The 25,015-nt window shown below is 63.8% G+C and carries 20 protein-coding genes; 16 read left to right on the forward strand and 4 right to left on the reverse strand.

Annotation, left to right across the window (positions count from 1 at the left end; genetic code table 11):
• Positions 1 to 109: 109 nt before the first annotated feature.
• Entirely contained in the window at positions 110 to 2,482 is a 2,373-nt protein-coding gene (locus tag ACZ0AE_RS08350) for a 3-hydroxyacyl-CoA dehydrogenase/enoyl-CoA hydratase family protein (protein WP_463600800.1), read from the reverse strand.
• A gap of 75 nt (positions 2,483 to 2,557) precedes the next feature.
• The gene (locus ACZ0AE_RS08355) at positions 2,558 to 3,220 is read right to left on the reverse strand and encodes a TetR/AcrR family transcriptional regulator (RefSeq protein WP_038688790.1); all 663 of its coding nucleotides are present in this window, start codon (positions 3,218 to 3,220) and stop codon (positions 2,558 to 2,560) included.
• A 321-nt stretch (positions 3,221 to 3,541) separates the two neighbouring features.
• Between ACZ0AE_RS08355 and ndk the strand changes: the two genes are divergently transcribed.
• The 12 genes from ndk (at position 3,542) to guaA (ending at position 17,882) form a co-directional block, all read left to right on the forward strand.
• Positions 3,542 to 3,967, forward strand: a complete 426-nt coding sequence (gene ndk, locus ACZ0AE_RS08360; protein ID WP_038688788.1) for a nucleoside-diphosphate kinase — start codon at positions 3,542 to 3,544, stop codon at positions 3,965 to 3,967.
• 10 nt (positions 3,968 to 3,977) lie between these two features.
• Positions 3,978 to 5,183 carry a dual-specificity RNA methyltransferase RlmN gene (gene rlmN, locus ACZ0AE_RS08365; protein ID WP_038688786.1) on the forward strand — a complete coding sequence of 402 codons (1,206 nt, stop codon included), beginning with the start codon at positions 3,978 to 3,980 and terminating at the stop codon, positions 5,181 to 5,183.
• Positions 5,170 to 5,967: a tetratricopeptide repeat protein gene (locus ACZ0AE_RS08370; protein WP_038688785.1), complete on the forward strand. Its 798-nt coding sequence runs from the start codon at positions 5,170 to 5,172 to the stop codon at positions 5,965 to 5,967. The genes rlmN and ACZ0AE_RS08370 overlap by 14 nt, the downstream gene beginning before the upstream one ends.
• Before the next feature lie 6 nt (positions 5,968 to 5,973).
• Complete coding sequence (locus ACZ0AE_RS08375) at positions 5,974 to 6,843, forward strand: helix-turn-helix domain-containing protein (protein WP_447593192.1); 870 nt, start codon at positions 5,974 to 5,976, stop codon at positions 6,841 to 6,843.
• Between the two features lie 58 nt (positions 6,844 to 6,901).
• Complete coding sequence (locus ACZ0AE_RS08380; protein ID WP_463600801.1) at positions 6,902 to 7,540, forward strand: YfgM family protein; 639 nt, start codon at positions 6,902 to 6,904, stop codon at positions 7,538 to 7,540.
• Positions 7,540 to 8,748: an outer membrane protein assembly factor BamB gene (gene bamB, locus ACZ0AE_RS08385; RefSeq protein WP_038688778.1), complete on the forward strand. Its 1,209-nt coding sequence runs from the start codon at positions 7,540 to 7,542 to the stop codon at positions 8,746 to 8,748. The genes ACZ0AE_RS08380 and bamB overlap by 1 nt, the downstream gene beginning before the upstream one ends.
• Before the next feature lie 12 nt (positions 8,749 to 8,760).
• On the forward strand, positions 8,761 to 10,152 hold the full coding sequence (gene der / locus ACZ0AE_RS08390) for a ribosome biogenesis GTPase Der (RefSeq protein WP_038688776.1): 1,392 nt from the start codon (positions 8,761 to 8,763) through the stop codon (positions 10,150 to 10,152).
• A gap of 138 nt (positions 10,153 to 10,290) precedes the next feature.
• On the forward strand, positions 10,291 to 11,430 hold the full coding sequence (moeB, locus tag ACZ0AE_RS08395; RefSeq protein WP_463600802.1) for a molybdopterin-synthase adenylyltransferase MoeB: 1,140 nt from the start codon (positions 10,291 to 10,293) through the stop codon (positions 11,428 to 11,430).
• Between the two features lie 272 nt (positions 11,431 to 11,702).
• Positions 11,703 to 13,529, forward strand: a complete 1,827-nt coding sequence (locus ACZ0AE_RS08400) for a monovalent cation:proton antiporter-2 (CPA2) family protein (protein ID WP_038688772.1) — start codon at positions 11,703 to 11,705, stop codon at positions 13,527 to 13,529.
• Positions 13,530 to 13,598: 69 nt separating this feature from the next.
• Entirely contained in the window at positions 13,599 to 14,483 is an 885-nt protein-coding gene (folD, locus tag ACZ0AE_RS08405) for a bifunctional methylenetetrahydrofolate dehydrogenase/methenyltetrahydrofolate cyclohydrolase FolD (RefSeq protein ID WP_038688770.1), read from the forward strand.
• 264 nt (positions 14,484 to 14,747) lie between these two features.
• Positions 14,748 to 16,205, forward strand: a complete 1,458-nt coding sequence (guaB, locus tag ACZ0AE_RS08410; protein WP_038692289.1) for an IMP dehydrogenase — start codon at positions 14,748 to 14,750, stop codon at positions 16,203 to 16,205.
• A gap of 111 nt (positions 16,206 to 16,316) precedes the next feature.
• Positions 16,317 to 17,882: a glutamine-hydrolyzing GMP synthase gene (gene guaA / locus ACZ0AE_RS08415; protein WP_463600803.1), complete on the forward strand. Its 1,566-nt coding sequence runs from the start codon at positions 16,317 to 16,319 to the stop codon at positions 17,880 to 17,882.
• Between the two features lie 236 nt (positions 17,883 to 18,118).
• Here the strand turns inward: guaA and ACZ0AE_RS08420 are convergent, their stop codons facing one another.
• Entirely contained in the window at positions 18,119 to 18,988 is an 870-nt protein-coding gene (locus tag ACZ0AE_RS08420; RefSeq protein ID WP_463600804.1) for a hypothetical protein, read from the reverse strand.
• Positions 18,989 to 19,489: 501 nt separating this feature from the next.
• On the opposite strand from ACZ0AE_RS08420, the gene ACZ0AE_RS08425 reads away from it, so the two are divergent.
• Positions 19,490 to 20,452, forward strand: a complete 963-nt coding sequence (locus ACZ0AE_RS08425; protein WP_463600805.1) for a PIN domain-containing protein — start codon at positions 19,490 to 19,492, stop codon at positions 20,450 to 20,452.
• Positions 20,453 to 21,261: 809 nt separating this feature from the next.
• Here ACZ0AE_RS08425 and ACZ0AE_RS08430 read toward each other — a convergent pair.
• The gene (locus ACZ0AE_RS08430; RefSeq protein WP_463600806.1) at positions 21,262 to 22,182 is read right to left on the reverse strand and encodes a LysR family transcriptional regulator; all 921 of its coding nucleotides are present in this window, start codon (positions 22,180 to 22,182) and stop codon (positions 21,262 to 21,264) included.
• 96 nt (positions 22,183 to 22,278) lie between these two features.
• Here ACZ0AE_RS08430 and ACZ0AE_RS08435 point away from each other — a divergent pair, with 96 nt between their 5' ends.
• From ACZ0AE_RS08435 to ACZ0AE_RS08445, 3 genes are all read left to right on the forward strand, one after another.
• Positions 22,279 to 23,118, forward strand: coding sequence for a type 1 glutamine amidotransferase domain-containing protein (locus tag ACZ0AE_RS08435; RefSeq protein WP_463600807.1), 840 nt, complete (start codon positions 22,279 to 22,281; stop codon positions 23,116 to 23,118).
• 190 nt (positions 23,119 to 23,308) lie between these two features.
• Positions 23,309 to 24,091 carry a 3-hydroxybutyrate dehydrogenase gene (locus tag ACZ0AE_RS08440; protein WP_463600808.1) on the forward strand — a complete coding sequence of 261 codons (783 nt, stop codon included), beginning with the start codon at positions 23,309 to 23,311 and terminating at the stop codon, positions 24,089 to 24,091.
• Between the two features lie 195 nt (positions 24,092 to 24,286).
• Positions 24,287 to 24,925: a hypothetical protein gene (locus ACZ0AE_RS08445; protein ID WP_463600809.1), complete on the forward strand. Its 639-nt coding sequence runs from the start codon at positions 24,287 to 24,289 to the stop codon at positions 24,923 to 24,925.
• The last annotated feature ends 90 nt before the right edge of the window (positions 24,926 to 25,015 follow it).

Consider the following 25,015-nt stretch of genomic DNA (forward strand, 5'->3'; position numbering starts at 1 on the left):
TAGCCGGAGTGCCGACCAACGGTCGGCACCTACCAGAAGCGGACAGGTGTGCCGACCAACGGTCGGCACCTACCGGGCGCGGACGGGGGCCGTCGCGCCCGGCGCGCCATCAATTGCGCAGCGGCTTGCCGGTCTTGAGCATGTGCGCGATGCGGGCTTGGGTCTTTTCCTGCTGGGCCAGTTCAACGAAGTGCTTGCGCTCCAGGGTCAGCAGCCACTCTTCGTCGACCAGCGTGCCGCGGTCCACTTCGCCACCGCACAGCACGGTGGCGATGCGCACGGCGATTTCGTAGTCGTACGGGCTGATGAAACGGCCTTCCAGCATGTTGACCAGCATCATCTTGAAGGTGGCGATGCCCACGTCGCCGGCCACCTGGATGCGGCGGGCCGGCATCGGCGGACGGTAGCCGCCTTCGGCCAGCGCCAGCACTTCGGCCTTGGCGATATGCAGCGCTTCGAAGCTGTTGAACACCACCTTGTCGGTGGCACGCATCAGGCCCAGTTCCTTGGCATTGACCGCCGAGTTGGAGACCTTGGCCATGGCCACGGTTTCGAAGGTCTTCTTCAGTTCGGCGAACACGTCACCGCCCGGGCCTGCAGCCTGCGAGGCGCGCACGGCCAGTTCCTTCAGGCCGCCACCGGCGGGCAGCAGGCCGACGCCGGCCTCGACCAGTCCGATGTAGCTTTCCAGCGCAGCCACGCTCTTGGCGCTGTGCATCTGGAACTCGCAGCCACCGCCCAGGGCCAGGCCGCGCACCGCGGTCACCACCGGCACCAGCGAGTACTTGATGGCCTGGCTGGTGCGCTGGAAGTTGTGCACCATCTCTTCGAACTGGTCGACCTTGCCGGCCTGCAGCAGGCCGAGCGCGCCGGCCAGGTCGGCACCGGCGGAGAAGGGCTCCTTCTGCTGCCAGATCACCAGGCCCTTGTAGTCCTGCTCGGCGCGCTTGATCGCTTCCTGCAGGCCGTTGAGCACGTGGTCGGAGACGGTGTTCATCTTGGTCTTGAAGCTGACCACTGCGATACCGTCGCCGTCGTGCCACATGCGCACGCCGTCGTTCTCGAACACGGTTTCGCCCGGAGCGAACTTCTCGCCCAGCAGCGGATCCGGGAAGCGCTGGCGCTGGTACACCGGCAGCGCCGAACGCGGCAGCTTGGCGTTGCGGGTCGGGCTGTAGCTGCCTTCGGCGGCATGCACGCCGTCGCGGCCGTCGAACACCCAATCGGGCAGCGGGGCGTTGCTCATGCTCTTGCCGGCCACGATGTCATCAGCGATCCACTGCGCCACCTGCTTCCAGCCGGCGGCCTGCCAGGTTTCGAACGGGCCCAGCGACCAGCCGTAGCCCCAGCGGATCGCCAGGTCAACGTCGCGCGCGGTTTCGGCAATGTCGGCCAGGTGGTAGGCGCTGTAGTGGAACAGGTCACGGAACGTCGCCCACAGGAACTGCGCCTGCGGGTGCTGGCTTTCGCGCAGCTTGGCGAACTTTTCGGCCGGGTTCTTGATCTTCAGGATCTCGACCACTTCCGGTGCGGCGGTGCGGTCGGCAGGGCGGTAGTCCTGCTTCTCCAGGTCCAGCACCACGATGTCCTTGCCGACCTTGCGGAAGATGCCGGCACCGGTCTTCTGGCCGAGTGCGCCCTTGGCAATCAGCGCGTCCAGCCACTTCGGCGACTTGAAGAACTCATGCCACGGATCGTTGGGCAGGGTGTCGCCCATGGTCTTGATCACGTGCGCCATGGTGTCCAGGCCGACCACGTCGGAGGTGCGGTAGGTGGCCGACTTCGGGCGGCCGACCAGCGGACCGGTCAGGCCGTCCACTTCATCGAAGCCCAGGCCGAATTCCTGGGTGTGGTGGATGGTGGACAGGATCGAGAACACGCCGATGCGGTTGCCGATGAAGTTCGGGGTGTCCTTGGCGTACACCACGCCCTTGCCCAGCGTGGTGACCAGGAACGCTTCCAGGCCTTCCAGCACGGCCGCGTCGGTGGTGCTGGCCGAGATCAGCTCGGCCAGGTGCATGTAGCGCGGCGGGTTGAAGAAATGCACGCCGCAGAAGCGGTGGCGCAGCTGCTCGGGCAGCACGTCGGCGAGCTTGTTGATGCCCAGGCCCGAGGTGTTGGAGGCCAGCACGGCGTGGTCGGCCACGAACGGGGCGATCTTCTTGTACAGGTCCTGCTTCCAGTCCATCCGTTCGGCGATGGCTTCGATGATCAGGTCGCAGTCCTTGAGCTGCTCCAGGCCGGTCTCGTAGTTGGCCGGGGTGATCGCCTCGGCGTAGGACTTGCTGGCCAGCGGGGCAGGGCTGAGCTTGCCCAGGTTGGCGATTGCCTTGAGCACGATGCCATCGGCCGGACCTTCCTTGGCGGGAAGATCGAACAGCACGGTGTCGACGCCGGCGTTGGTCAGGTGGGCCGCAATCTGGGCACCCATGACGCCGGCACCCAACACGGCGGCGCGGCGGACTAGCAGGGAATTGGACATGTCGATAAGCCTTTGTTGGTCTGGCAGCCGGGCAGGGCCCGGCTCTACGGAGGGTTCAGTGGGCAGAGCCCGGCTCTACGGGGTGGAAACGGAGGTCGACGGAGCATCGGTGACCGCGCTGGCGCGGAAACCGGCTTCGGCGAAGTGGATCAATTCGCGGGCGGCATGGGCACGATGCGCCGCTTCGGTGACACCGGCGGGTCGCTTGATCAGGCCGAAGTCGGCCATCGCATAGGTCAGCGAGCCGGCCAGGAAGTCCAGCCGCCAATACAGCTCTTCCTTGCTCAACTCCGGCACGCAGGCCGCGATGGCCTTGCCGAAGTCGCGCAGCACGTGGCCGTAGTGGTCGGACAGGAACTTGCGCAGGTTGTCGTTCTTTTCCGCGTAGGCGCGGGCGATCACACGGACGAAGGCGCCCCCGGTCTGGCGGTCCTGGGCCATCGCCAGCGCCGGCTCGACAAAGGCGGCCAGCACCGGGCGCAGCTGGCCGGGGTGCTCGCGGCGGGCGCTGTCCAGCTGGGCCAGGCGGGCGGTGGTCATCTCGTCCATGCGCCGGCGGAACACCTCATTGACCAGGTTTTCCTTGGAGCCGAAGTGGTAGTTGACCGCCGCGATGTTCACATCGGCCTGGCTGGTGACCTGGCGAAGCGAGGTCCCGGCGAAGCCATGCTGCGCGAACAGCTCCTCGGCAGCGCCGAGAATGCGGTCCTTGGTGGAGAAGTGTGCGGGCTTGGCCATGGGTCGGGCAGGGTTCAATCAAACGATTGTTTGATATTAGACCCGGGGCTGCGCGGGTGCATTGTGCGGCGCACAATGGAAGGAGGGGTTCGTTCATCTGCCCCGGGGGTAGTGCCGGCCGCTGGCCGGCAACCCAAGACAGCTGAACGGGGGCGCGTCGCCTGGGGTTCATGGGGTTGCCGGCCAGCGGCCGGCACTACCGCGGGGGCGGGTTACACGTTAGAATTGCCTCACGTATATCAGGCTAAGCCCGCGTTTCGACGCGGGTTTTTTTCATGTTACTCTCGGGCCGATCAGTGGCCCGCCCAACGGAGAATTCCCATGGCGCTGGAGCGCACCCTTTCCATCATCAAGCCGGACGCCGTCGCCAAGAACGTCATCGGTGAAATCTACGCCCGCTTCGAAAAGGCCGGCCTGAAGGTCGTCGCCGCCAAGTACAAGCAGCTGTCGCGCCGTGAAGCCGAAGGCTTCTACGCCGTGCACCGCGAGCGCCCGTTCTTCAACGCGCTGGTCGAGTTCATGATCTCCGGCCCGGTGATGATCCAGGCCCTGGAAGGCGACAACGCCGTCCTGGCCCACCGCGACCTGCTGGGCGCCACCAATCCAAAGGAAGCCGCTGCGGGCACCATCCGCGCCGACTTCGCTGAATCCATCGATGCCAATGCCGCCCACGGCTCGGACTCGGTTGAGAATGCCGCGATCGAAATCGCCTACTTCTTCGCCGCGACCGAAGTCGTCTCGCGCTGAGAGTGATGCCGTGAACGAGGTCGTACAGCCAACCGCCATCCCATCCGTGCTCATCCCGAGCGTGGCTGTGGCCAAGCAGAACCTGCTCGACCTCGATCGCGAGGGTCTGGAGCGCTTCTTCGCCGAGACACTCGGCGAAGCGCGCTACCGTGCCCACCAGGTGATGAAGTGGATCCACCATCACTACGTCACCGATTTCGACGAGATGACCGACCTGGGCAAGGCGCTGCGCGCCAAGCTCAAGCAGCACGCCGAGGTCCTGGTCCCGAACATCGTGTTCGACAAGCCCTCCAACGACGGCACCCACAAGTGGCTGCTGGCGATGGGCAACGATGGCAAGAACGCCATCGAGGCGGTCTACATCCCGGACAAGAACCGCGGCACGCTGTGCGTGTCCTCGCAGGTCGGCTGTGCGCTGAACTGCACGTTCTGTTCGACCGCCACCCAGGGCTTCAACCGCAACCTGTCCACCGCCGAGATCATCGGCCAGGTGTGGGTGGCGGCGCGGCATCTGGGCAACATCCCGCACAAGCAGCGTCGTCTCACCAACGTGGTGATGATGGGCATGGGCGAGCCGTTGATGAATTTCGACAACGTCGTGCGCGCCATGAGCGTGATGCGCGACGATCTTGGCTACGGCCTGGCCAACAAGCGCGTGACCCTGTCCACCTCCGGCCTGGTGCCGCAGATCGACCGGTTGTCCGCCGAGAGCGACGTGTCGCTGGCGGTGTCGCTGCATGCGCCCAACGATGCGCTGCGCGAGACCCTGGTGCCGCTCAACAAGAAGTACCCGATCGTCGAGCTGATGGCCTCGTGCGCACGCTACCTGCGCGCCAACAAGCGCCGCGAATCGGTCACCTTCGAATACACCCTGATGAAGGGCATCAACGACCAGCCCGAACACGCCCGCCAGCTGGCGCGGCTGATGCGCCAGTTCGACAACGCCGTGCAGACGTCGCACGCGGGCAAGGTCAACCTGATTCCCTTCAATCCGTTCCCGGGCACCCGCTACGAGCGCTCCGGTGACACCGAGATCCGTGCTTTCCAGAAGATCCTGCTGGATTCGCAGGTCCTGACGATGGTCCGACGCACCCGCGGCGACGACATCGACGCCGCCTGTGGCCAACTCAAGGGCCAGGTGATGGACCGCACGCGTCGCCAGGCCGAGTTCAACAAGACACTCCAGGATGGGAAAAGCCGGGATGCCGCTGCCTGATTTCCGATTGCCAGCCGTTGTTTTCATCGCGCTGGCATTGGTCGGCTGCGGCAAACAAGGCATGAAGCCCCCCGCCTCCGCGCTGGGGGTAGCCCCCACGTATGAGGTCCGCGACAACGCGGCAACGCGTCGCCGGTTCAATTACCAGGACCAGATGACGCTGGCCGACCGGGCCTATCAATCCGGCTCGCTGGCAGCGGCGGAGAAAAACGCCCGTTCGGCGCTCAAGCTGGACGGCGACCGGCCAGAGGCCTATCTGATGCTGGCCACCCTGGCGGCCCGGCGCGGCGAAGATGTCGCTGCGGGCGGGCTCTACCGCAAGGCGGCCGAACTGGCGCCCGAACGCGGCGATGTGCTCAACAATTATGGCGCCTGGCTATGTACACATGGCCGCGCCGCCGAGTCGCTGGTCTGGTTTGACCGCGCGCTTGCTGCGCCGGGCTATGCCACACCGGCCTCGGCGCTGGCCAATGCCGGTGGCTGTGCGCTGGAGGCGGGCCAGTCCGAACGGGCCGCCCGCGACCTGCGTGCCGCCCTGCAGGTTGAGCCGGGCAACGCCTATGCGCTGGAGTCGATGGCGCGCAGCGAGTACGCCCAAGGCCGCTATTTCGAGGCGCGCGCCTTCTCCCAACGTCGTCTTGCGGCTGCACCGGCCACACGTTCCGTGTTACAACTTGCCTCTGAAATCGAGGCGCAGTTGGGTGACACGGTTGCATCCGGTCGCTATCTGCAGCGAATTCGCGACGAATTTCCGCAGGATGCGGCTCCTAATTCCCGGGGTTGAAGCATTGTGATTGATGACCAGACTGTGAACGCTTTTGATGCCGCTGCCGGCTGTGGGGTCCGTCTCCGCCAGGCGCGCGAAGCGGCAGGGCTGACGCTTGAAGCGGTAGGGCAGCAGTTGCACATGCCGGTGCAGGTGGTGAAGTCGCTGGAAGCCGAGCAGTGGGACCGCCTGGGCGCCCCGGTGTTCGTGCGCGGCCAGTTGCGCAGCTATGCGCGCCTGCTGAAGATCGATCTGGGCGACGTGCTGGAACAGGCCCGGATCGGGCCGGTGGTGCCGCCGCAGCTGGTCAGCCACACCCATACCCCGCGGGCCAGGCGCATTGCCGAGAGCCTCGGCCGCCGTGTGCTCTATGTGGGCATCACGGCCGTGCTGGCTGTCCCGGTCTGGTTTGCCACCCGGGGCCATTTCGACGGCAGCGCCAACACCCCCAATACCGCGTCGCTGGATGTGATCCCGGCGGCCGTTCCGGTGGGCGGCGGTGCCGTTCCTGCCGAGGCGACCCCGGCGGCGCCGGCACCCACCAGTGCCACCACCGGCAGCCCTTCGGCGCCTTACCTGGCGTCGCTGACCCCGGTGCCGCGCCCGGCGGCCACCGCGGCGATGCCGACCGGCGCGCTCAACCTGCAGTTCAAAGGCGACAGCTGGGTCGATATCGCCGCCCCCGACGGCAGCACCGTGGAAAAGGCGCTGATCAAGTCCGGCGAAGCGCGCAGCTTCACGCCGGGCCAGGTAGGCCGCATGGTGCTGGGCAATGCGTCGGCGGTCGAGGTTCAGCAGGCCGGCACTATCGTCGATCTTTCGCCGTACCAGCGAGCCAACGTGGCACGCTTTACGGTATCCTCTGACGGCTCCGTGGCCCCAGTTCCGCACTGAGTCGCGTTTCCCAATCCAATTCAAACAGCTCCTCCTTACGGGCGGGGCGAGAGTACGCATGGCGATCGACGACCTGCTCGACGAGCACGAACAAAGTGAACGCGTCCGCGGCTGGCTGCGGAAGAATGGTGTCAGCATCCTCGCCGGCGTGGCGATCGCAATCGGCGGCATCGCCGGTTGGCAGTGGTGGCAGAAGGACCACAGCAATCAGCTGGCCGGCGCCAACGTCCAGTACCAGGCAGTGCTCAAGCACCTGCAGGACAAGGATCTGGCCCAGGCGGCCAAGGGCGTGAAGGCGCTTGACGACGGCAAGGCCAACATTTATTCGGACCTGGCGGCGCTGCAGCTGGCCAAGGCCCAGGTCGAGGCAGGCAAGAACGAAGACGCGCTGGCAACGCTGCGCGCGATCAAGGCTGACCCGGAATTCCAGCCGGTCATCGAGCAGCGCATCGCGCGCCTGTTGCTGGCCACCGGCAAGACCGAGGATGCGATCAAGGCGCTTGGCACCGCCAGCGACAGTGCCAGCCTGGAAATCCATGGCGATGCACTGATGGCGCAGGGCAAGCGTGATGCCGCCCGGCAACAGTATGAGAAGGCGCTCAAGACGCTGGACGTGGCAGCGCCGCAGCGGCGCCTGCTTGAAACCAAAGTGATGGATGCCGGTGGCACCGTCACCGATGCTGCGGAGTCGGTGTAATGAAGCATATGGTCATGATCAAGCGCGTTGCCACCCTGGTTCTGCTGGGCGTGGCGTTGTCCGGTTGCACCACCGTCAAGGGGTGGTTCGCCGGCAAGGATGCAGCGGCCAAGAAGGCATTGGAGCCGGCTGAACTGGTGAAGTTCGAGCCGACCGCCAAGGTCGACCGGCTCTGGAGCGTGAACGTCGGCAAGGGCGAGAAGCGCATCGGCGTCCGCCAGGGCCCGACCGTGGCCGACGGCCGCGTGTATGCGGCCGCCATTTACGGCGGCGTGCATGCCATCGATCTGCAGACCGGCAAGAAGGTCTGGACCTGGGAGCCGGCCAAGGAAAAGAAGAAGCCCAAGCTGCGCCTCTCCGGTGGCCCCGGCGTGGGTGGCGGCCTGGTGGTGATCGGGACGCTGGACGGCCAGGTCATCGCTCTGGGTGCCGAAGACGGCGCCGAGAAGTGGCGCGCCAAGGTGCCCGGCGAAGTGATCGCCGCCCCGGCAATCGCCCAGGGCATGGTGTTCGTGCGCAGCAACGACGGTCGCGTGACCGCCTTGGATGCCGAGAACGGCACCCAGCGCTGGTTCAACCCGCGTGAGCTGCCGGCGCTGACCGTGCGCGGCAATGCCGCCGTGGTGGCTGGCCCGGGCGTGCTGTTCGTCGGCAACGATGATGGCAGCGTGTCGGCCCTGGCGATGACCGACGGCCGCACCGTGTGGGACCAGATGGTCGCCAACGGCGAAGGCCGTACCGAACTGGAGCGTATGTCCGACGTGGACGGCGCCCCGGTGCTGGAAGGCAATACGCTGTTCGTGGGCAGCTTCAAGAACCAGACCATGGCGATCGAAGGCCCGACGGGCCGTCCGCTGTGGTCGCGTGATCATGGCGGCGCCGGTGGCGTGGCCCTGACCTCGGGCAATGTGTTTGTCACCGACAACAAGGGTGGCGTGTTCGGCCTGGACAAGAGCAGTGGCAGCGCGATGTGGTCGCAGACCGCCTTGGCGCGCCGTTCGCTGACCGGGCCGGCGGTGCAGGGCGACTATGTCGTTGTAGGCGACTACAAGGGCTACCTGCACTGGTTGCGGACAGATAATGGCGAGCTTGCCGCTCGCGCCAAGAGTGGCGGTGACGCGCTCCTGGCGCAGCCGGTAACCGCTGATGGGATTCTGCTGGTGCAGAACGTTGATGGAAAGCTGACCGCATTCCGGTTGGCACAATAAGGAGTTACCGCGATGCTGCCCTTGGTCGCCCTGGTTGGACGGCCGAATGTCGGCAAGTCCACGCTGTTCAATGCGTTTACCCGTACGCGCGACGCGCTGGTCCATGACCAGCCCGGCGTGACCCGGGACCGTAATTACGGTGTTTGTCGTCTTAACGAAGACCACCCGTTCCTGGTGGTCGATACCGGCGGTATCGCCGGTGAAGAAGAAGGTTTGGCCGGCGCTACTGCCCGCCAGGCCCGCGCTGCCGCCGCCGAGGCGGATCTGATCCTGTTCGTGGTCGATGCCCGTGAGGGCCCGATGGACGACGAGATCCTGTCCTGGCTGCGCAAGCTGGCGCGTCCGACGTTGCTGTTGATCAACAAGATCGACGGCATGAACGAAGACACGGTGCGTTCGGAGTTCGCCCGTTACGGCTTCGGCGAAATGCTGACCGTGTCGGCCGCGCACCGCCAGGGTCTGGACGACCTGTTGGACGAAGTCGTGGAGCGGCTGCCTGAAGAGGGCACCACCGAGACTCTCGACACCGATCCGAACCGCATCCGCATTGCCTTCGTTGGCCGCCCCAACGTGGGCAAGTCGACGCTGGTCAATCGCCTGCTGGGCGAAGAGCGCATGATCGCGTCCGAAGTGCCCGGTACCACCCGCGACTCGATCGCGGTGGACATGGAGCGCGACGGTCGCGAGTACCGCCTGATCGACACCGCCGGCCTGCGTCGCAAGGCGCGCGTGGAGGAAGTGGTCGAGAAGTTCAGCGTGATCAAGACGCTGCAGGCGATCGAGCAGTGCCAAGTGGCCGTGCTGATGCTGGACGCGTCCGAAGGCGTGACCGACCAGGACGCCAGCGTGCTGGGTGCGGTGCTCGATGCCGGCCGTGCGTTGGTCGTGGCGATCAACAAGTGGGATGGCCTGACCGACTACCAGCGCGAGCAGGCCGAAGCGCTGGTGTCGCGCAAGCTCGGTTTCGTGCCGTGGGCTGAAGTGGTGCGCATCTCGGCCAAGCATGGCTCGGGCCTGCGCGAGCTGTTCCGCTGCATCCACGCCGCGCATGCCTCGGCGACGCATGAGTTCAGCACCAGCGAAGTCAACAAGGCGCTGGAAGTGGCCTACGAGACCAACCCGCCGCCGGCGATCCGTGGTCACGTGTCCAAGCTGCGTTACGTGCATCCGGGCGGCTCCAACCCGCCGACCTTCATCGTGCACGGTACGCGCCTGAAGGACCTGCCGGAGTCGTACAAGCGCTATCTGGAGAACTTCTTCCGGAAGCGTTTCAAACTGGTCGGCACCCCGGTGCAGTTCATCTTCCGCGAGGGTGTGAACCCCTACGAGGGCAAGAAGAACGTGCTCACCGAACGTCAGGTCAAGCGCAAACGGCGCCTGATCAAGCACGTCAAGGGCAAGTGACCCAACGAAGAGCCGGCGAAAGCCGGCTCTTTTCATTGCGGCGCTGCCGGCTGCTGGGCACACGCGACGGTAGTAGGCCGCTGGCCGGCAACCGCGACAAACCCGCCGCGCGCGCCTCGGTGCGCGATAATCCCGGCCATGCGCACCATCCCCGAACTCACCCCCGCCCAGGCACGCGAACGCGTCGCCCGTGGCGCCTTGCTCATCGATGTCCGCGAAGCGCACGAACGTGCCGCCGGCATGGCCGAGGGCGCGCTCGGCATCGCCAAGGACGAGCTACTGGCATCGCTTTCTACGCATCTGCCCGCCACCGATCGCGAGGTGGTGTTGATCTGCCAGAGCGGCAGGCGTTCGCTGGATGCCGCAGTCGCCCTGGCCGACCTGGGCTATACGCAGTTGGCATCCGTGGACGGCGGCACCAACGCCTGGCGGGCCGACGGCCTGCCCTTGGTGCAGCCGCTGCAGACCGACGCGGAGCGCGACTTCAACGAGCGCTACGCGCGCCACCTGCTGCTGCCCCAGGTGGGCGTGGCAGGCCAGCAGACACTGCTGACATCGCGTGTGCTGGTGCTCGGTGCTGGTGGGCTGGGTGCTCCGGCCGCCTTCTATCTGGCAGCGGCCGGGGTAGGGCACCTGCGCATCGCCGATGACGATGTGGTCGAGCGCAGCAACCTGCATCGCCAGATCCTGCACACCGATGCCAGCGTCGGCATGCCCAAGGTGCTGTCGGCACGCGACCGCCTGCTGGCGCTCAATCCGCACCTGGATGTGGACGCCGTGCAGGTGCGCGTCAGTGCCGACAACGTCGATGCACTGCTGGACGGGGTGGACGTGGTGCTGGACGGCTCGGACAACTTCCCGCTGCGCTACCTGCTCAACGATGCCTGCCTCCAGCACCGCATTCCGCTGGTGTATGGCGCGGTCGAGCGTTTCACCGGCCAGGTCAGCGTGTTCGACGCCGGCCGCCAGCGTGGTCAGGCGCCGTGCTACCGCTGTCTGTTCCCGGAGCCGCCGCCGCCGGAGTTCGCGCCCAACTGTTCTGAAGCCGGCGTGCTGGGCGTCTTGCCGGGGATGGTCGGGTTGCTCCAGGCCACCGAAGTGCTCAAGCTGCTGCTCGGCATGGGCGAGCCGCTGGTCGGACGGTTGCTGAGTTTCGATGCACTGGGCATGCGTTTTCGTGAGACCCGGCTGCGCCCCGATCCGGCCTGTCCGCTGTGCGCGCCAGGGAAGGCGTTTCCCGGGTACATCGATTACGCCGCGTTCTGCAGCGGACCGTAACGCCGGGCGCTGTCTGATTTCGGCGACCGCGTAGCGCCGGGCTCTGCCCGGCTGCATTTCGCACGTTGCCCGTCAGCCGGGCAGAGCCCGGCTCTACGTATCGGGTCGGCCAGCCGGGCAGAGCCCGGCTCTACGTGATTTCAGGACGATCCTCGCCGCCACCCGGCCCATCGTTCTGTTTTCGGCACGATCATGCGCAACATGGATGCTATTGCCGCCCGGCGCTTTGCCCTATCGTTGAGCCATCTAAAGTAGTCCGGGGAAACAACCGCATGGCGGTCGAAGCAGGTGCCAGTGAGCTGGTGAAAGTCGTGGCGCTGCTGGGCGCGGCGGTGGTGATGGTGCCGCTGTTCCGACGGCTGGGGCTGGGCTCGGTGCTGGGCTATTTCGCTGCCGGCCTGGCCATCGGCCCGTTCGGCTTCGGCTGGTTCTCCGACCCGCAGGCGATCCTGCACACCGCCGAACTCGGCGTGGTGATGTTCCTGTTCGTGATCGGGCTGGAAATGCGGCCCTCGCACCTATGGGGCCTGCGCAACGAAATCTTCGGGCTCGGCACGCTGCAGATCGTGGTCTGCGGCGCGGTGCTGACCGGCGTGTGCATGCTGTTCGGGTTCCCGGTCAACGTGGCCTTCATCGGTGCCTTCGGCTTCGTGCTGACCTCCACCGCGGTGGTGATGCAGCTGCTGGCCGAGCGCGGCGACATTGCCTTGCCGTCCGGGCAGAAGATCGTCTCGATCCTGCTGTTCGAAGATCTGCTGATCGTGCCACTGCTGGCCGTGGTGGCCTTCATGGCCCCCGTGCAGGCCGACGCCGGCGACAGTTCGCGCTGGGTCAGCGTAGGCATCGGTGCCGGTGCCATCGTCGGCCTGGTGCTGGTGGGCCGGTTCCTGCTCAATCCGCTGTTCCGCATCCTGGCCGCGGCCAAGGCGCGCGAAGTGATGACCGCCGCCGCGTTGTTGGTGGTGCTGGGCGCGGCGCTGCTGATGCAGCTGGGCGGGCTGTCGATGGCGATGGGCGCGTTCCTGGCCGGCGTGCTGCTCAGCGAATCCACGTTCCGCCACCAGATCGAAGCGGATATCGAGCCGTTCCGCGGCATCCTGCTGGGGCTGTTCTTCCTCAGCGTGGGCATGGCGCTGGACCTCACCGTGGTGGCCAACAACTGGCCGCTGATTGTGTCGGGCGTGTTCGCGCTGATGCTGGCCAAGGGCGTGTGCATTTACATCGTGGCGCGCATCATGGGCAGCGACCACCGCCAGGCGCTCGACCGCGGCGTGGTGATGGCGCAGGGCGGCGAGTTCGCGTTCGTGCTGTTTTCCGCGGCCGCAGCGGCCGGCGTGATCGGGGTGGAGGTCAACGCCAACCTGACCGCGATCGTGGTGCTGTCGATGGCGCTCACGCCGCTGTTCGTGCTGCTGCACGACAAGCTGATGCCCGACCGCGAAGTGTCGCTGGATGGCGTTGAAGAAGCCGACGGCCTGTCCGGCAGCGTGTTGATGATCGGCTTCGGTCGTTTCGGTCAGGTGGCCAGCCAGTCGCTGCTGGCGCGCGATGTGGACGTGACCATCATCGACAACGACGTGGACATGATCCACAACGCCGAGCGCTTCGGGTTCAAGATCTACTACGGCGACGGCACCCGCCTGGACGTGCTGCACGCCTCCGGTGCGGGCTCTGCGCGCGCCATCGCGGTGTGCGTCAACAACGCCCAGGACGCCGACCGTATCGTGGAACTGGTCACCCATCAGTTCCCGCAGGCCAAGCTGCTGGTGCGCTCGTTCGACCGCGAGCATTCGCTGCGGCTGATCCATGCCGGTGTGGATTACCAGATCCGCGAGACCTTCGAATCGGCGTTGCAGTTCGGTCAGGTCGCCCTGATGGAACTGGGCGCCGACCAGGACGATGCGCGCGAGATCGCCGAGCAGATCCGCGAGCGCGACGCCGAGCGTTTCGAGCTGGAAATGGCCGGCGGCAGCATGCGCGCCGGGGCGCACATGGTGTTCGGCACGGCGCTGCCGGGCGTGCCCACGCCCACGCCGTTCACCGCGCCCAAGCGCAAGGCACGCACGCTCAACGCCGACGAAGTGCCGGAAGAGGAATGACGCGCCGGTGGGCGGGGCGGGCCTAATCGGGGACAATGGCGTCCCCGCCGCCCCCGCCTGCCGCCCTCGATGAGCTCACCGACCCCCGCACCTGCCGTTCCCGCCCGCATCCTGGATGGGCGCCGCATCGCCGAAGATCTGCTGGACAGCCTGAAGGTCCGGGTGGATGCCCGCCTGGCCGCCGGTGGCAGCCGCCCGGGCCTGGCCGTGGTGCTGGTGGGGGGCGATCCGGCCTCGACCGTGTACGTGCGCAACAAGCGCCGCGCTGCCGAGAAGGTGGGCATCGAGGCCTTCGATTACGACCTGCCGGCGGGCACCAACGAGGCCCAGCTGCTTGAGCTCATCGACCAGCTCAACAACGACCCCAAGATCCACGGCATCCTGGTGCAGCTGCCGCTGCCGGGCATTCCCGACGCCAGCCGCCTGATCCACCGCATCGACCCGCGCAAGGACGTGGACGGTTTCCACCCCGAGAACGTGGGCCACCTGGCCCTGCGCGAGTTCGGCCTGCGCCCCTGCACCCCGCGCGGCATCGTCACCCTGTTGGGCCACACCGACCAGCCGGTGCGCGGCCGCAACGCCACCATCGTGGGGGTGAGCAACCACGTGGGGCGCCCGATGGGCCTGGAGCTGCTGATCGCCGGCTGCACCGTGACCAGCTGCCACAAGTTCACCCCGCGCGACGTGCTGGAGCGCAGCGTGCGCGACGCCGACATCCTCGTGGTGGCGGTGGGCCGCCCGGGCATCGTGCCGGGAGAATGGGTAAAGCCGGGCGCGGTGGTGATCGACGTGGGCATCAACCGCCTGGATGACGGCCGCCTGGTCGGCGACGTCGGCTTCGAGGCCGCGGCTCAGCGCGCCAGCTGGATCACCCCGGTGCCGGGCGGGGTAGGGCCGATGACCGTGGCCACGCTGATGCAGAACACGCTGGAAGCGGCTGAAGCGGCCGTCTGACCGCCCGTGCCGACCCCGGGTCGGCACATCGCCCGCATGCCCATGCGGCCTGGGCCCTGTGCCGACCAACGGTCCGCGGCGGCCATCCCGGTAGAGCCGACCGTTGGTCGGCTGCCGTTGGCGCGGTGGCGCATCGCTCGAGGGGCAGCCGACCAACGGTCGGCTCTACCGTTCGCCGGCGCGACACAGCGTCGCACCGGCCCCCTGCCCAAGCGGGCCGAATCAGGGTAAAATGTCGCGCTTCCCCACATCTCGGGTATGCCGATGCTGCGCATCCAGGCTGAAGCTCTCACCTACGACGACGTCTCGCTCGTCCCCGCACACTCCACGATCCTGCCCAAGGATGTCAGCCTGGAAACCCGGCTGACCCGCGACCTGCGGCTGAAGCTTCCGATCCTCTCCGCGGCCATGGATACGGTCACCGAAGCACGCCTGGCCATCGCCATGGCTCAGCTCGGCGGCATGGGCATCATCCACAAGAACCTGACCGTGGAGCAGCAGGCCGCCGAAGTGGCCCAGGTCAAGAAGTTCGAGGCCGGCGTCATCCGCGACCCGATCACGGTCGGCCCGGAAACCACCATCCGCGACGTGCTGGCCCTGACCCAGGCGCGCAACATCTCCGGCGTGCCGGTGGTGGACGGCGGCGGCCAGCTGGTCGGCATCGTCACCCATCGTGACATGCGCTTCGAGACCGAGCTGGACGATCCGGTCCGCCACATCATGACCAAGAAGGATCGCCTGATCACGGTCAAGGAAGGCGCCGCGTCGGAAGAAGTGCTGCAGCTGCTGCACCGCAACCGCATCGAAAAGATCCTGGTGGTCAACGATGATTTCGCCCTGCGTGGCCTGATCACCGTCAAGGACATCCAGAAGAACACCGACTACCCCAACGCCGCCAAGGACACCGCCACGCGCCTGCTGGTGGGTGCTGCGGTAGGCGTGGGTGGCGACACCGATCGCCGCGTTGAAGCGCTGGTCGCCGCTGGCGTGGACGTGCTGGTGGTGGACACCGCCCACGGCCATTCGCAGGGCGTGCTGGACCGCGTGCGCTGGGTCAAGAAGAACTTCCCGAACGTGCAGGTCGTGGGTGGCAATATCTGCACCGGCGAAGCCGCGCTGGCGCTGCTGGACTGTGGCGCGGACGCGGTCAAGGTCGGCATCGGCCCGGGCTCGATCTGCACCACCCGCGTGGTTGCCGGTGTCGGCGTGCCGCAGATCACCGCGATCGACCTGGTGGCCGAAGCGCTGCAGGACCGCATCCCGCTGATCGCCGACGGTGGCATCCGTTACTCCGGTGACATCGGCAAGGCGCTCGCCGCCGGTGCGTCCACCATCATGATCGGTGGCCTGCTGGCCGGCACCGAGGAATCGCCCGGTGAAACCGAGCTGTTCCAGGGCCGTTCCTACAAGAGCTACCGCGGCATGGGCTCGCTGGCCGCGATGGAGAAGGGGTCCAAGGACCGCTACTTCCAGGACGCCTCAAGCGCCGACAAGCTGGTGCCCGAAGGCATCGAAGGCCGCGTGCCGTATCGCGGCCCGGTGGGCGGCATCATCCACCAGCTGATGGGCGGCCTGCGCGCCACCATGGGTTACGTGGGCTGCGGCACCGTCGAAGACATGCGCAGCAAGCCGAAGTTCGTCAAGATCAGTGGCGCCGGCCAACGTGAGAGCCACGTCCACGACGTGCAGATCACCAAAGAGCCGCCGAACTACCGCGCCTGATGCGGCATGAGCAAAGAGGAACGAGGAAGCTGATTCCCGTTCCTCTTTCTCTATCGGCCGCCGGTTTTCGTATTCGTTTCCTGTTTTCTTTCCTGCATTGCCCAGGGCGCCATGACCAACATCCATAACGACAAGATCCTCATCCTCGATTTCGGTGCTCAGTACACCCAGCTGATCGCGCGCCGCATCCGCGAGCTTGGTGTGTACTGCGAAATCTGGGCGTGGGACCACAACCCGGCCGAGATTGCCGCCTTCGGCGCCAAGGGCATCATCCTGTCCGGTGGCCCGGAATCGACCACGCTGCCGGGCGCGCCCGCCGCGCCGCAGGAAGTGTTCGACAGCGGCCTGCCGATCTTCGGCATCTGCTACGGCATGCAGACCCTGGCTGCCCAGCTCGGTGGCGCCACCGAAGCGGCCGACCAGCGTGAATTCGGCCATGCCGAAGTCAACGTCGTGCACGCCGATGCGCTGTTCAAGGGCCTGAGCGACCACGGCGGCGAGCCGAAGTTGAACGTCTGGATGAGCCACGGCGACCACGTCTCCGTGGCCCCGCCGGGCTTCACCGTGACGGCCGTGACCGATCGCATCCCGGTGGCCGCGATGGCCAACGAAGAGAAGCGCTGGTACGGCGTGCAGTTCCACCCGGAAGTGACCCACACCCTGCAGGGCCAGGCGCTGCTGCGCCGCTTCGTGGTGGACGTGTGCGGCTGCGAAACCCTGTGGACCGCAGCCAACATCATCGACGACCAGATCGCCCGCGTGCGCGAACTGGTGGGCGATGACGAAGTGATCCTGGGCCTGTCCGGCGGCGTCGATTCGTCCGTCGTGGCCGCGCTGCTGCACAAGGCGATCGGCGACAAGCTGACCTGCGTGTTCGTCGATACTGGCCTGCTGCGCTGGCAGGAAGGCGACCAGGTGATGGCGATGTTCGCCGAGCACATGGGCGTCAAGGTGATCCGCGTGAACGCCGCCGACCGCTATTTCAGCAAGCTCGAAGGCGTGAGCGACCCGGAAGCCAAGCGCAAGATCATCGGCAACCTGTTCGTGGATATCTTCGATGAAGAGTCCACCAAGCTGAAGAACGCCAAGTGGCTGGCACAGGGCACCATCTACCCGGACGTGATCGAGTCGGCCGGCAGCAAGACCGGCAAGGCGCATGTGATCAAGAGCCACCACAACGTGGGCGGCCTGCCGGAGCACATGAAGCTGGGCCTGGTGGAACCGCTGCGCGAGCTGTTCAAGGACGAAGTGCGTCGCCTCGGCGTCGAACTCGGCCTGCCGCGCAGCATGGTCTACCGCCATCCGTTCCCGGGCCCGGGCCTGGGCGTGCGTATCCTGGGCGAAGTGAAGCGTGAGTACGCCGAGCTGCTGGCCAAGGCTGATGCGATCTTCATTGATGAGCTGCGCAAGGCGGATCTGTACGACAAGACCAGCCAGGCGTTTGCCGTGTTCCTGCCGGTAAAGTCGGTGGGCGTGGTGGGTGATGCGCGCGCTTATGAGTGGGTGATTGCGCTGCGGGCGGTGGAGACCATCGACTTCATGACGGCGCACTGGGCGCATCTGCCGTATGAGTTCCTGGGTACGGTGAGCAACCGGATCATCAATGAGCTGCGGGGGGTTTCAAGGGTTGTCTATGACATCTCGGGGAAGCCGCCGGCGACTATTGAGTGGGAGTAATCCCGCGTCGGCTTAGACCGGCCGCGAGCGAGTCGCAACAAACACAACGGAAGCCCGCGCAACTGCGGGCTTTCGGCTTTTTTGGCCTGATGAATTCGGAGGGCGTCCTGCATCAGCAAGAGCGGTTTTTATCTGGCATGGATCGAGAGTAATAGCCGAATCCCATGCTGAGCACGGCTTGCAGTGATTTCTTTCGGATACTGCTAAATTGATACAATTCCTAACGAGTCTGCAAACTAAGCTTGATAGTTGGGGGTGATTTTAGGAAGTCCACGATTCACCAGAATCTTGTTAATTTCCGAAACTGCTGCGTACCGCAGGGCGTTATAATTCGGCGCTTTCGATTTATTGAGTGCCCCATCTGCATGATCCTTGAGAGCAAATTTTCGAATCTCAGTGACATCATCAAGTAGACGTTTTCGCAATTTCTTGCTCTCCCCAGTTGGCAGCATGCTGAGCGGGTAAGTTCCGCGAAGCAACTCACTGGAAATTCGATCTCTCAGTAGTCCCGTTTGAAGGAATAGTCGTGTATGACTTAGAGCATCAAGGAAATCAAGTGCACTTAATTCGTGGTGAAAATCATCAATGAATGCGGGGCGAGAAAAGGCTTCGGCAATGGCTTCCAAATCAAGGAGTTGCTCGTTGAGGTTAAAGGATTGTGCGTAATTTCTATAGCTCTCAGCCATTAGTTTGCTAGATCGATTGAGCTTATCGTTGAAGTGGTTCCAGCTCCAGTAACTAATCTTAAACGGGTAGACTTTTGATTGATTAAGGGTGGTAACATCTTTGTGAAATGAAGTATCCTCAGCTAAGGTTGTGGCGATCACAAAGAAATCCAAATTCGGCTGGAAATCCTGTGCTGCATCGCACTCAATCTTGAGTGTCTTAAGATTTAGTATGCCGCCCGATTTAATTTCCTTGCACTGAACGCCCAGTTGAAGTTCCCCTGGCATTTCGCCGTAAACGTCCACGCCGTTCTGACGCTGGCCTTGTCTTCCATACTCGCGAACGGTAGTCGGCTCGCATACTTGTTCTACAAGACGTGCGGCAAGAACTTGAAAATCTTGCCAGTTTGAAGGTGGCGGGAAGTTGAGGTAAATTGACACTGAAACATTCTCCTAAATGTATTGTTGAACTGTGAGCTGTTACATCATGCGCGCAGTTGAAGTGAAAGTTGATGGTTGCTTTAAAATATGACCCCCAATTTTGACGGTCTCAAATCAATGCCACTAACTCGTTAGATCAAGGCCTTCTGCAATGACGGTCGTATTCTGCCCTTTTCATTGGCAGAGCGCGATCCGTTGCTGTCGTCGGCGCCTAATAGGGCTTCACAGTTGTGTAGAGATTGACGCTCTTTGTGCCTTCAGGTGAAGATGCAACTTTCGGACAGATGGAAGTCGTAGCGTCTTTGCGGGAAGGGACTGTGGGTGGCCTAGAGCCGGCTCGCCGATCCTTAATTGCATTGGCAAACAAGCAGTCGTGAATAGAATGCGATCATGCAATGCTGCGCATGAGGGTGGAAGGGATCATATCTTGGGGAATTTGGTGTTGATGTCGGCCGTAAGCTCTTGTTTTGGGGTGGGTTGTGATTTAATTATCGGATAGGGATGGGTGTGACAAAATTATTTGTGGACACTAATGTGTTTCTTGATTTCTATCGAGGTGCGAGTGATAGATTATCTTTGTTTGAGGAGCTTAAAAAACTGAAAGATACTCTCATAATATCAGAGCAAGGGTATAGGGAGTTTAAGCGGAATCGGGTAGCGCAGCTAAATGATCTCGCTAAAAATATTGGTAGGACCTCATCCGTCTCTATATTTACCACCGCTGTGGTGCGAGATATGGCTGAGCATCGGGAGGTAGTTCATCTGCAATCTCAGGTTCGTAAGCTCGGAATAGACTTGAAGGGCAAGATTGAAGCAATGATTGATGCTAAGTTGGGAGAAGATCCTGTTCTTGAGGCATACGGTAATCTGACTGAAATTTGCGATTTCATAGAGACGAAAGAGGAGTTTATTGCTAGGGCCAAGATGCGGAAGATATTGGGGAATCCCCCAATTTCGCCTGATAGGCACTCAGTTTGCGATGAGCTAATGTGGGAGGAATTGCTTGATTTCTGTAAGGAAGATTTGATACTCGTATCAAAAGATAGGGCGTTCACAGAAAACAAGAAGATTCTTAGAGATGAATTTTCTCAAGTCAATGATGGGAAGACGCTGACGATTGTAAATTCCGTGAGCGAGGCGCTTAGAATTCTAGGTGAGGTTTCAGATCGTATCGAAGCGACAGAGGCTGAGCTGGATTTCAACACCAAGCATATCCTGTCTCGAGCGGCCAATACTATAATGGAAATTGCAATTAGGAAATCGTCTCCAATCATCTCAAGGGTTGATCGCGACGCGTTGGCGTTGACGATCAGGAATGTCACGTTGCGGGAGGGCCGGTCTGATGATCCTTATCTTTCCGATGCAATTAGTGAGCTTGAAAGCTTGGGGCTAATTGAAGATGTTGGAGATGGTGTTTATAAGCTAACCGAAGAAGGTCGCGAATTTGATCCGTTCATTGACTGAAGCTGGTCGGTCCAGCCAGCCAGCGGGTGGCGCTCTGTGCCTGTTGTGTATCGCTGAAGAAGGTGCTGTGAATTTAGGTGCTTCGAACAGTGTGGGGCGCTCGATATAGGCGAGTAATGACCGACCAATTTCTGCTCAGGTCATGAGGTTAATGTAGCGGTGTAGGCCGCGTCAGGGGTCAGCATCTTTAATGCCTGATTAGGGCGCTATTGGTTGTAAAAGGTGATCGAGTCATCAATCACCCGAGTGGCGTGCACTAGGCTCTCTAGAATACTGTCCGTGCACGCATTCCTCCTTCAGCGATCGGATTGCCCCGCTGTGCATAAAGTCGTAGCGTAAGGAGGGTGGCGGACGATGCATCGCCGAAGAATCGCACGCACCGTCAGCCATGGACACCGACGGATTGCCCGCTGGCACCGGTTAAGGACGGTGCCGACGGGCAAGCGGAAACAACTTGCGCGTATATCACTTGCGCGTATATCAAATGGCTTTGCAGAGCCGGTCCCACCCGTCGTCGGTGGCGCGCAAGGTGATTGCGCCGATGTTCCGAATGCCAATAGAAATTCGCGGAGAAATCTCCGAGAAATCGCGGAAATGTGGAGCCAAGGCCTACTGTTGCATGCACCAATCGTGCAGCATGCGTCGCCATCAAACGCATTCGCGCACCTGCTCTGTTAGTTGCGTATCAAAGAGACGCAATCGCCCATGTGGTAAAGGTCTTTTCTTCGGCACCGGATCGCAACAGCGTCCAATCAGCCGCACATGCAAAAACCGGCTCTGATCCTGTGCCGCTGGTGAACGACGCATCTTCAACCAACGCCATTCCCAGTTACCACCGCACTCCCCAACAGCTCAATCATCGCCCTTGCCGCCGCAGACTGGCGCCGATGCGGCGCATAGATGACCGAGAACGGACGCGACCGCCCACGCAGCTGCGGCAGCACTTCCACCAGTTCCCCACGCTGCAGCCGCTCGCGCACGATGAACTCATAACTCTGGCAGATCCCAATCCCCTGTTCGGCCAGCGACACCACGCCCAGCACATCGTCGGAGGTCTCGATGGACGAACGCGGCAGCCAGTCTACGTCGCGCCCGCCGGCGCGGAACACCCACGGCGCCAACCGCCCGGTGCGCGGCATCACGAACGGCAGACACAGGTGCTGCTGCAGATCCTCCAGCGTCTGCGGCGTGCCGCGGCGCTGCAGGTAGTCCGGCGCGGCCACCAGCAGCAGCGGGGCGTCTTCCAGCTTGCGCGCCACCAGCCCGCTGTCCGGCAGCTGGCCCAGGCGGATGGCCAGGTCGAAACCTTCGGCCACCAGGTCCACGTTGCGGTTGGTGATGTTCAGTTCTACCTGCACTTGCGGGTACTGCTGCGCAAAGCGCGCCAGCACGGGCGGAAGCCGGTAGTGGCCATAGGTGGTCGGCACGCTCAGGCGCACGCGGCCGGCCAGCGCGCCGTCCTGGCCCTGCACGTCGCGTTCGGCATCGTCCAGCAGGCCGAAGGCGGTGCGCACCTGTTCCAGATAGAGCCGCCCGGCGTCGGTGAGGCCCACGCGGCGGGTGGTCCGCTGCAGCAGTTGCCGGCCCAGCCGGGCTTCCAGGCGAGTGACCGCGCGGCTCAGCACCGACGGGGTGGTGGACAGCGCCACCGCGCCGGCGGTGAACGAGCCGTGCTCGACCACCGCCATAAACACCTCCACATCGCCCAGGTAGTCGAACTTGCGGCTCATTTGGCGCTCCGGGGAACAGATGTTTTGCGGGAAGGCCAATTTATCGCCGCTGGGGCGATGAATAAAGTGGCGGCCATTCCCCGAAACGAGCTCCCCATGAACCTGATGACCCGGCTGGCCGCAGCGCTGGCCCTGACCCTGGCCGCGACCGGCTCGCATGCCGCCAACGTGCTGGTGGTGCTGTCCGATGAAAACCACCTGGACCTGAAGGACGGCAAGGTGCTGTCCACGGGCTTCTATCTCAACGAATTGATGCAGCCGGTGAAGCTGCTGCTGGACGCGGGCCACGAGGTGACCTTTGCCACGCCGCAGGGGCGGGCACCTACGATGGATGCGTCATCGGTGACGCCGGCCTACTTCGGCGACGATGCCGCGCAGTTGAAGGCGCATAAGGATCTGCTGGAAAAACTGGCCTTGACCTCGCCGACGGCGTCACCTGTGCTGAGCCTGGCGCGCGTCGAGCAGCAGGGTTACGCGCAGTTCGATGCGGTCTACATTCCCGGTGGACACGCGCCGATGCAGGACCTGCTGAAGAGCCCGGCGCTGGGCCGGTTGCTGGCCGATTTCCATCTGCGCAACAAGACCACCGCGCTGGTCTGCCACGGGCCGATCGCGCTGCTGTCCACGCTGCCCGATGCCCAGGGCTTCGTAGCGACGCTGGAAGCCGGTGCCATGCCGAGCACGCCGAAGTGGATCTACAGCGGTTACCAGATGACGGTGATCAGCAACCAGGAAGAAGAGCAGGCCAAGCCACTGCTGAGTGGCGGTGAGATGAAGTTCTACCCACAGACGGCGCTGCAGCGGGCGGGTGCACGGTTCAGCAGCAACACCACGCCGTGGACCGGCCACGTGGTGGTCGACCGCGAGCTGATTACCGGGCAGAACCCGGCTTCGGCGTTGGAGGTGGGGCAGCGGCTGGTTGAGCGGTTGAAATAAGCCGGTTCGTTCTGAGCGCGTGTGCTTGCGGAGAATTCCTCGCGAACTGCGCGGGATCTCCGCCAGTTGGTGAGGCGCGTTATCCCGGACGCCTTCAGCGCCGACGGCGGCAAGAGGTCACGGTCGCGGCATGCGCTGATGGGCTTCCCGGCCGCTACACTGGCGGCCTACGCCCGATGGAATCTCGCCCATGTTCACTGGAAAAGTCGCGGTGGTTACTGGCTCCACCAGCGGTATCGGTCTTGGCATTGCGACTGCGCTCGCGCGGCAAGGCGCTGACATCGTGCTGAATGGATTTGGCGATGCGGCGGAGATCGAAAGCATCCGTTCCCGCTTGGAGGCCGATTTTGGCGTAAGGGTCGCGCATGATGGCGCCGACCTTTCCCGTGGTGAGGCGGTGCGGGAAATGATTGCCCATGCCGTCGAGAAGATGGGGCGCATCGACATTCTGGTGAACAATGCGGGCATCCAGCACACCGCGTCGATCGAGGCATTCCCTGTCGAGAAGTGGGATGCGATCCTCGCGCTGAATCTATCGGCGGTGTTCCATGCAACAGCGGCCGCCTTGCCCTACATGAAGCAGCAGGGATCCGGCCGCGTGATCAGCATCGCGTCGGTGCATGGACTGGTTGCGTCGGTGAACAAGTCTGCTTATGTGGCGGCGAAACATGGCGTGGTGGGATTCACCAAAGTGACGGCGCTGGAGAACGCGGGCACGGGCATCACGGCCAATGCCATCTGCCCCGGTTGGGTGCGAACGCCGCTGGTCGAGCAGCAGATCACCGCGTTGGCGGAACGGGAGCGAACGGATAAGGAGTCCGCCGCGCGCGCACTGCTGGCCGAAAAACAGCCCTCGTTGCAGTTTGTTACGCCCGAGCAGCTCGGGGAACTGGTGGTCTTCCTGGCCTCGGACGCCGCTGCTCAGATTACCGGCACGGCACTTCCGATGGATGGTGGCTGGACAGCCCGCTGACTGGCCGGTTTGTGCCGGCCGCCGCAGCATCGGCAGTGCCACCAGTTTGCTACGCGTACGCTGTAATCCACGCACCAGGCGCAGCATCATGCCCATGCAGGTGGCCGAACCGGCCTGGGTGACGATGCCGCCTTATCGAATTCCGCCGTCAGGCGCTACAGTTCGCGGTTCCACCCTTACCTGCAAGGAAGCACGATGCCAGAGCTGGATTACCGCGCCTTCTACCGCTTGTTGGCTGCTGAGGTGCGCGCCTCAACGGACGTCAATCAGTCCATGCAGACGCTGCTGGACTGGGGCGACCAGCGCATCACGCACCCGTCCTGGGCGGCACTGAAGGAACTTGATTGTTCGGTTGAGAGTGCCGGCATGGGCAAGTGGCTCACCCGTGTGCTGCGGCGGGCACCGTGCCCCTTCCCGGTGCGCGCGATCTACTTCGGGCTGGGCGAACGTGCCACCCGCGACCGCGTGGAATTCGCGGACCTGTATTTCGGTCTGTTGAGTCACTACGAACCGGAGGACAAGGCCTGCGAGTGGTTGTGGCGCAACCCCAGCCACTATCCCGACAAGGCCTACCTCGGCTCGGCAACCTTGAAAGCGGCCGGCGTGATCTGCAACGCGGATGAGGTCGCCGGACTGGGCACGCCCGGCCACATAGTGTTTGCGTTGGCGTTCGCAACGTTGCTGCTCCAGGCTTCGCTGGACGGACGGATCCATCAACTGCTGGGTGCGGTGGAGCCGGTGGGCGTGGTCGTGGGCTTTGATTCGGGCGATCTGTTCCGGCTCGGGGAGCTCCATAGCGATGGTTTCCGGCCCACAAAAGGTGCAATGACCTAGGGAGCGCGGGAGTGCGGCCTGCACAATGCCGCATCGCCGACATGCGCGCGACCTGCCCGTGAACCGAGCTGGATGATGGGCTGGTGCTGT

The sequence above is a fragment of the Stenotrophomonas sp. AC248 genome (assembly GCF_979258185.1).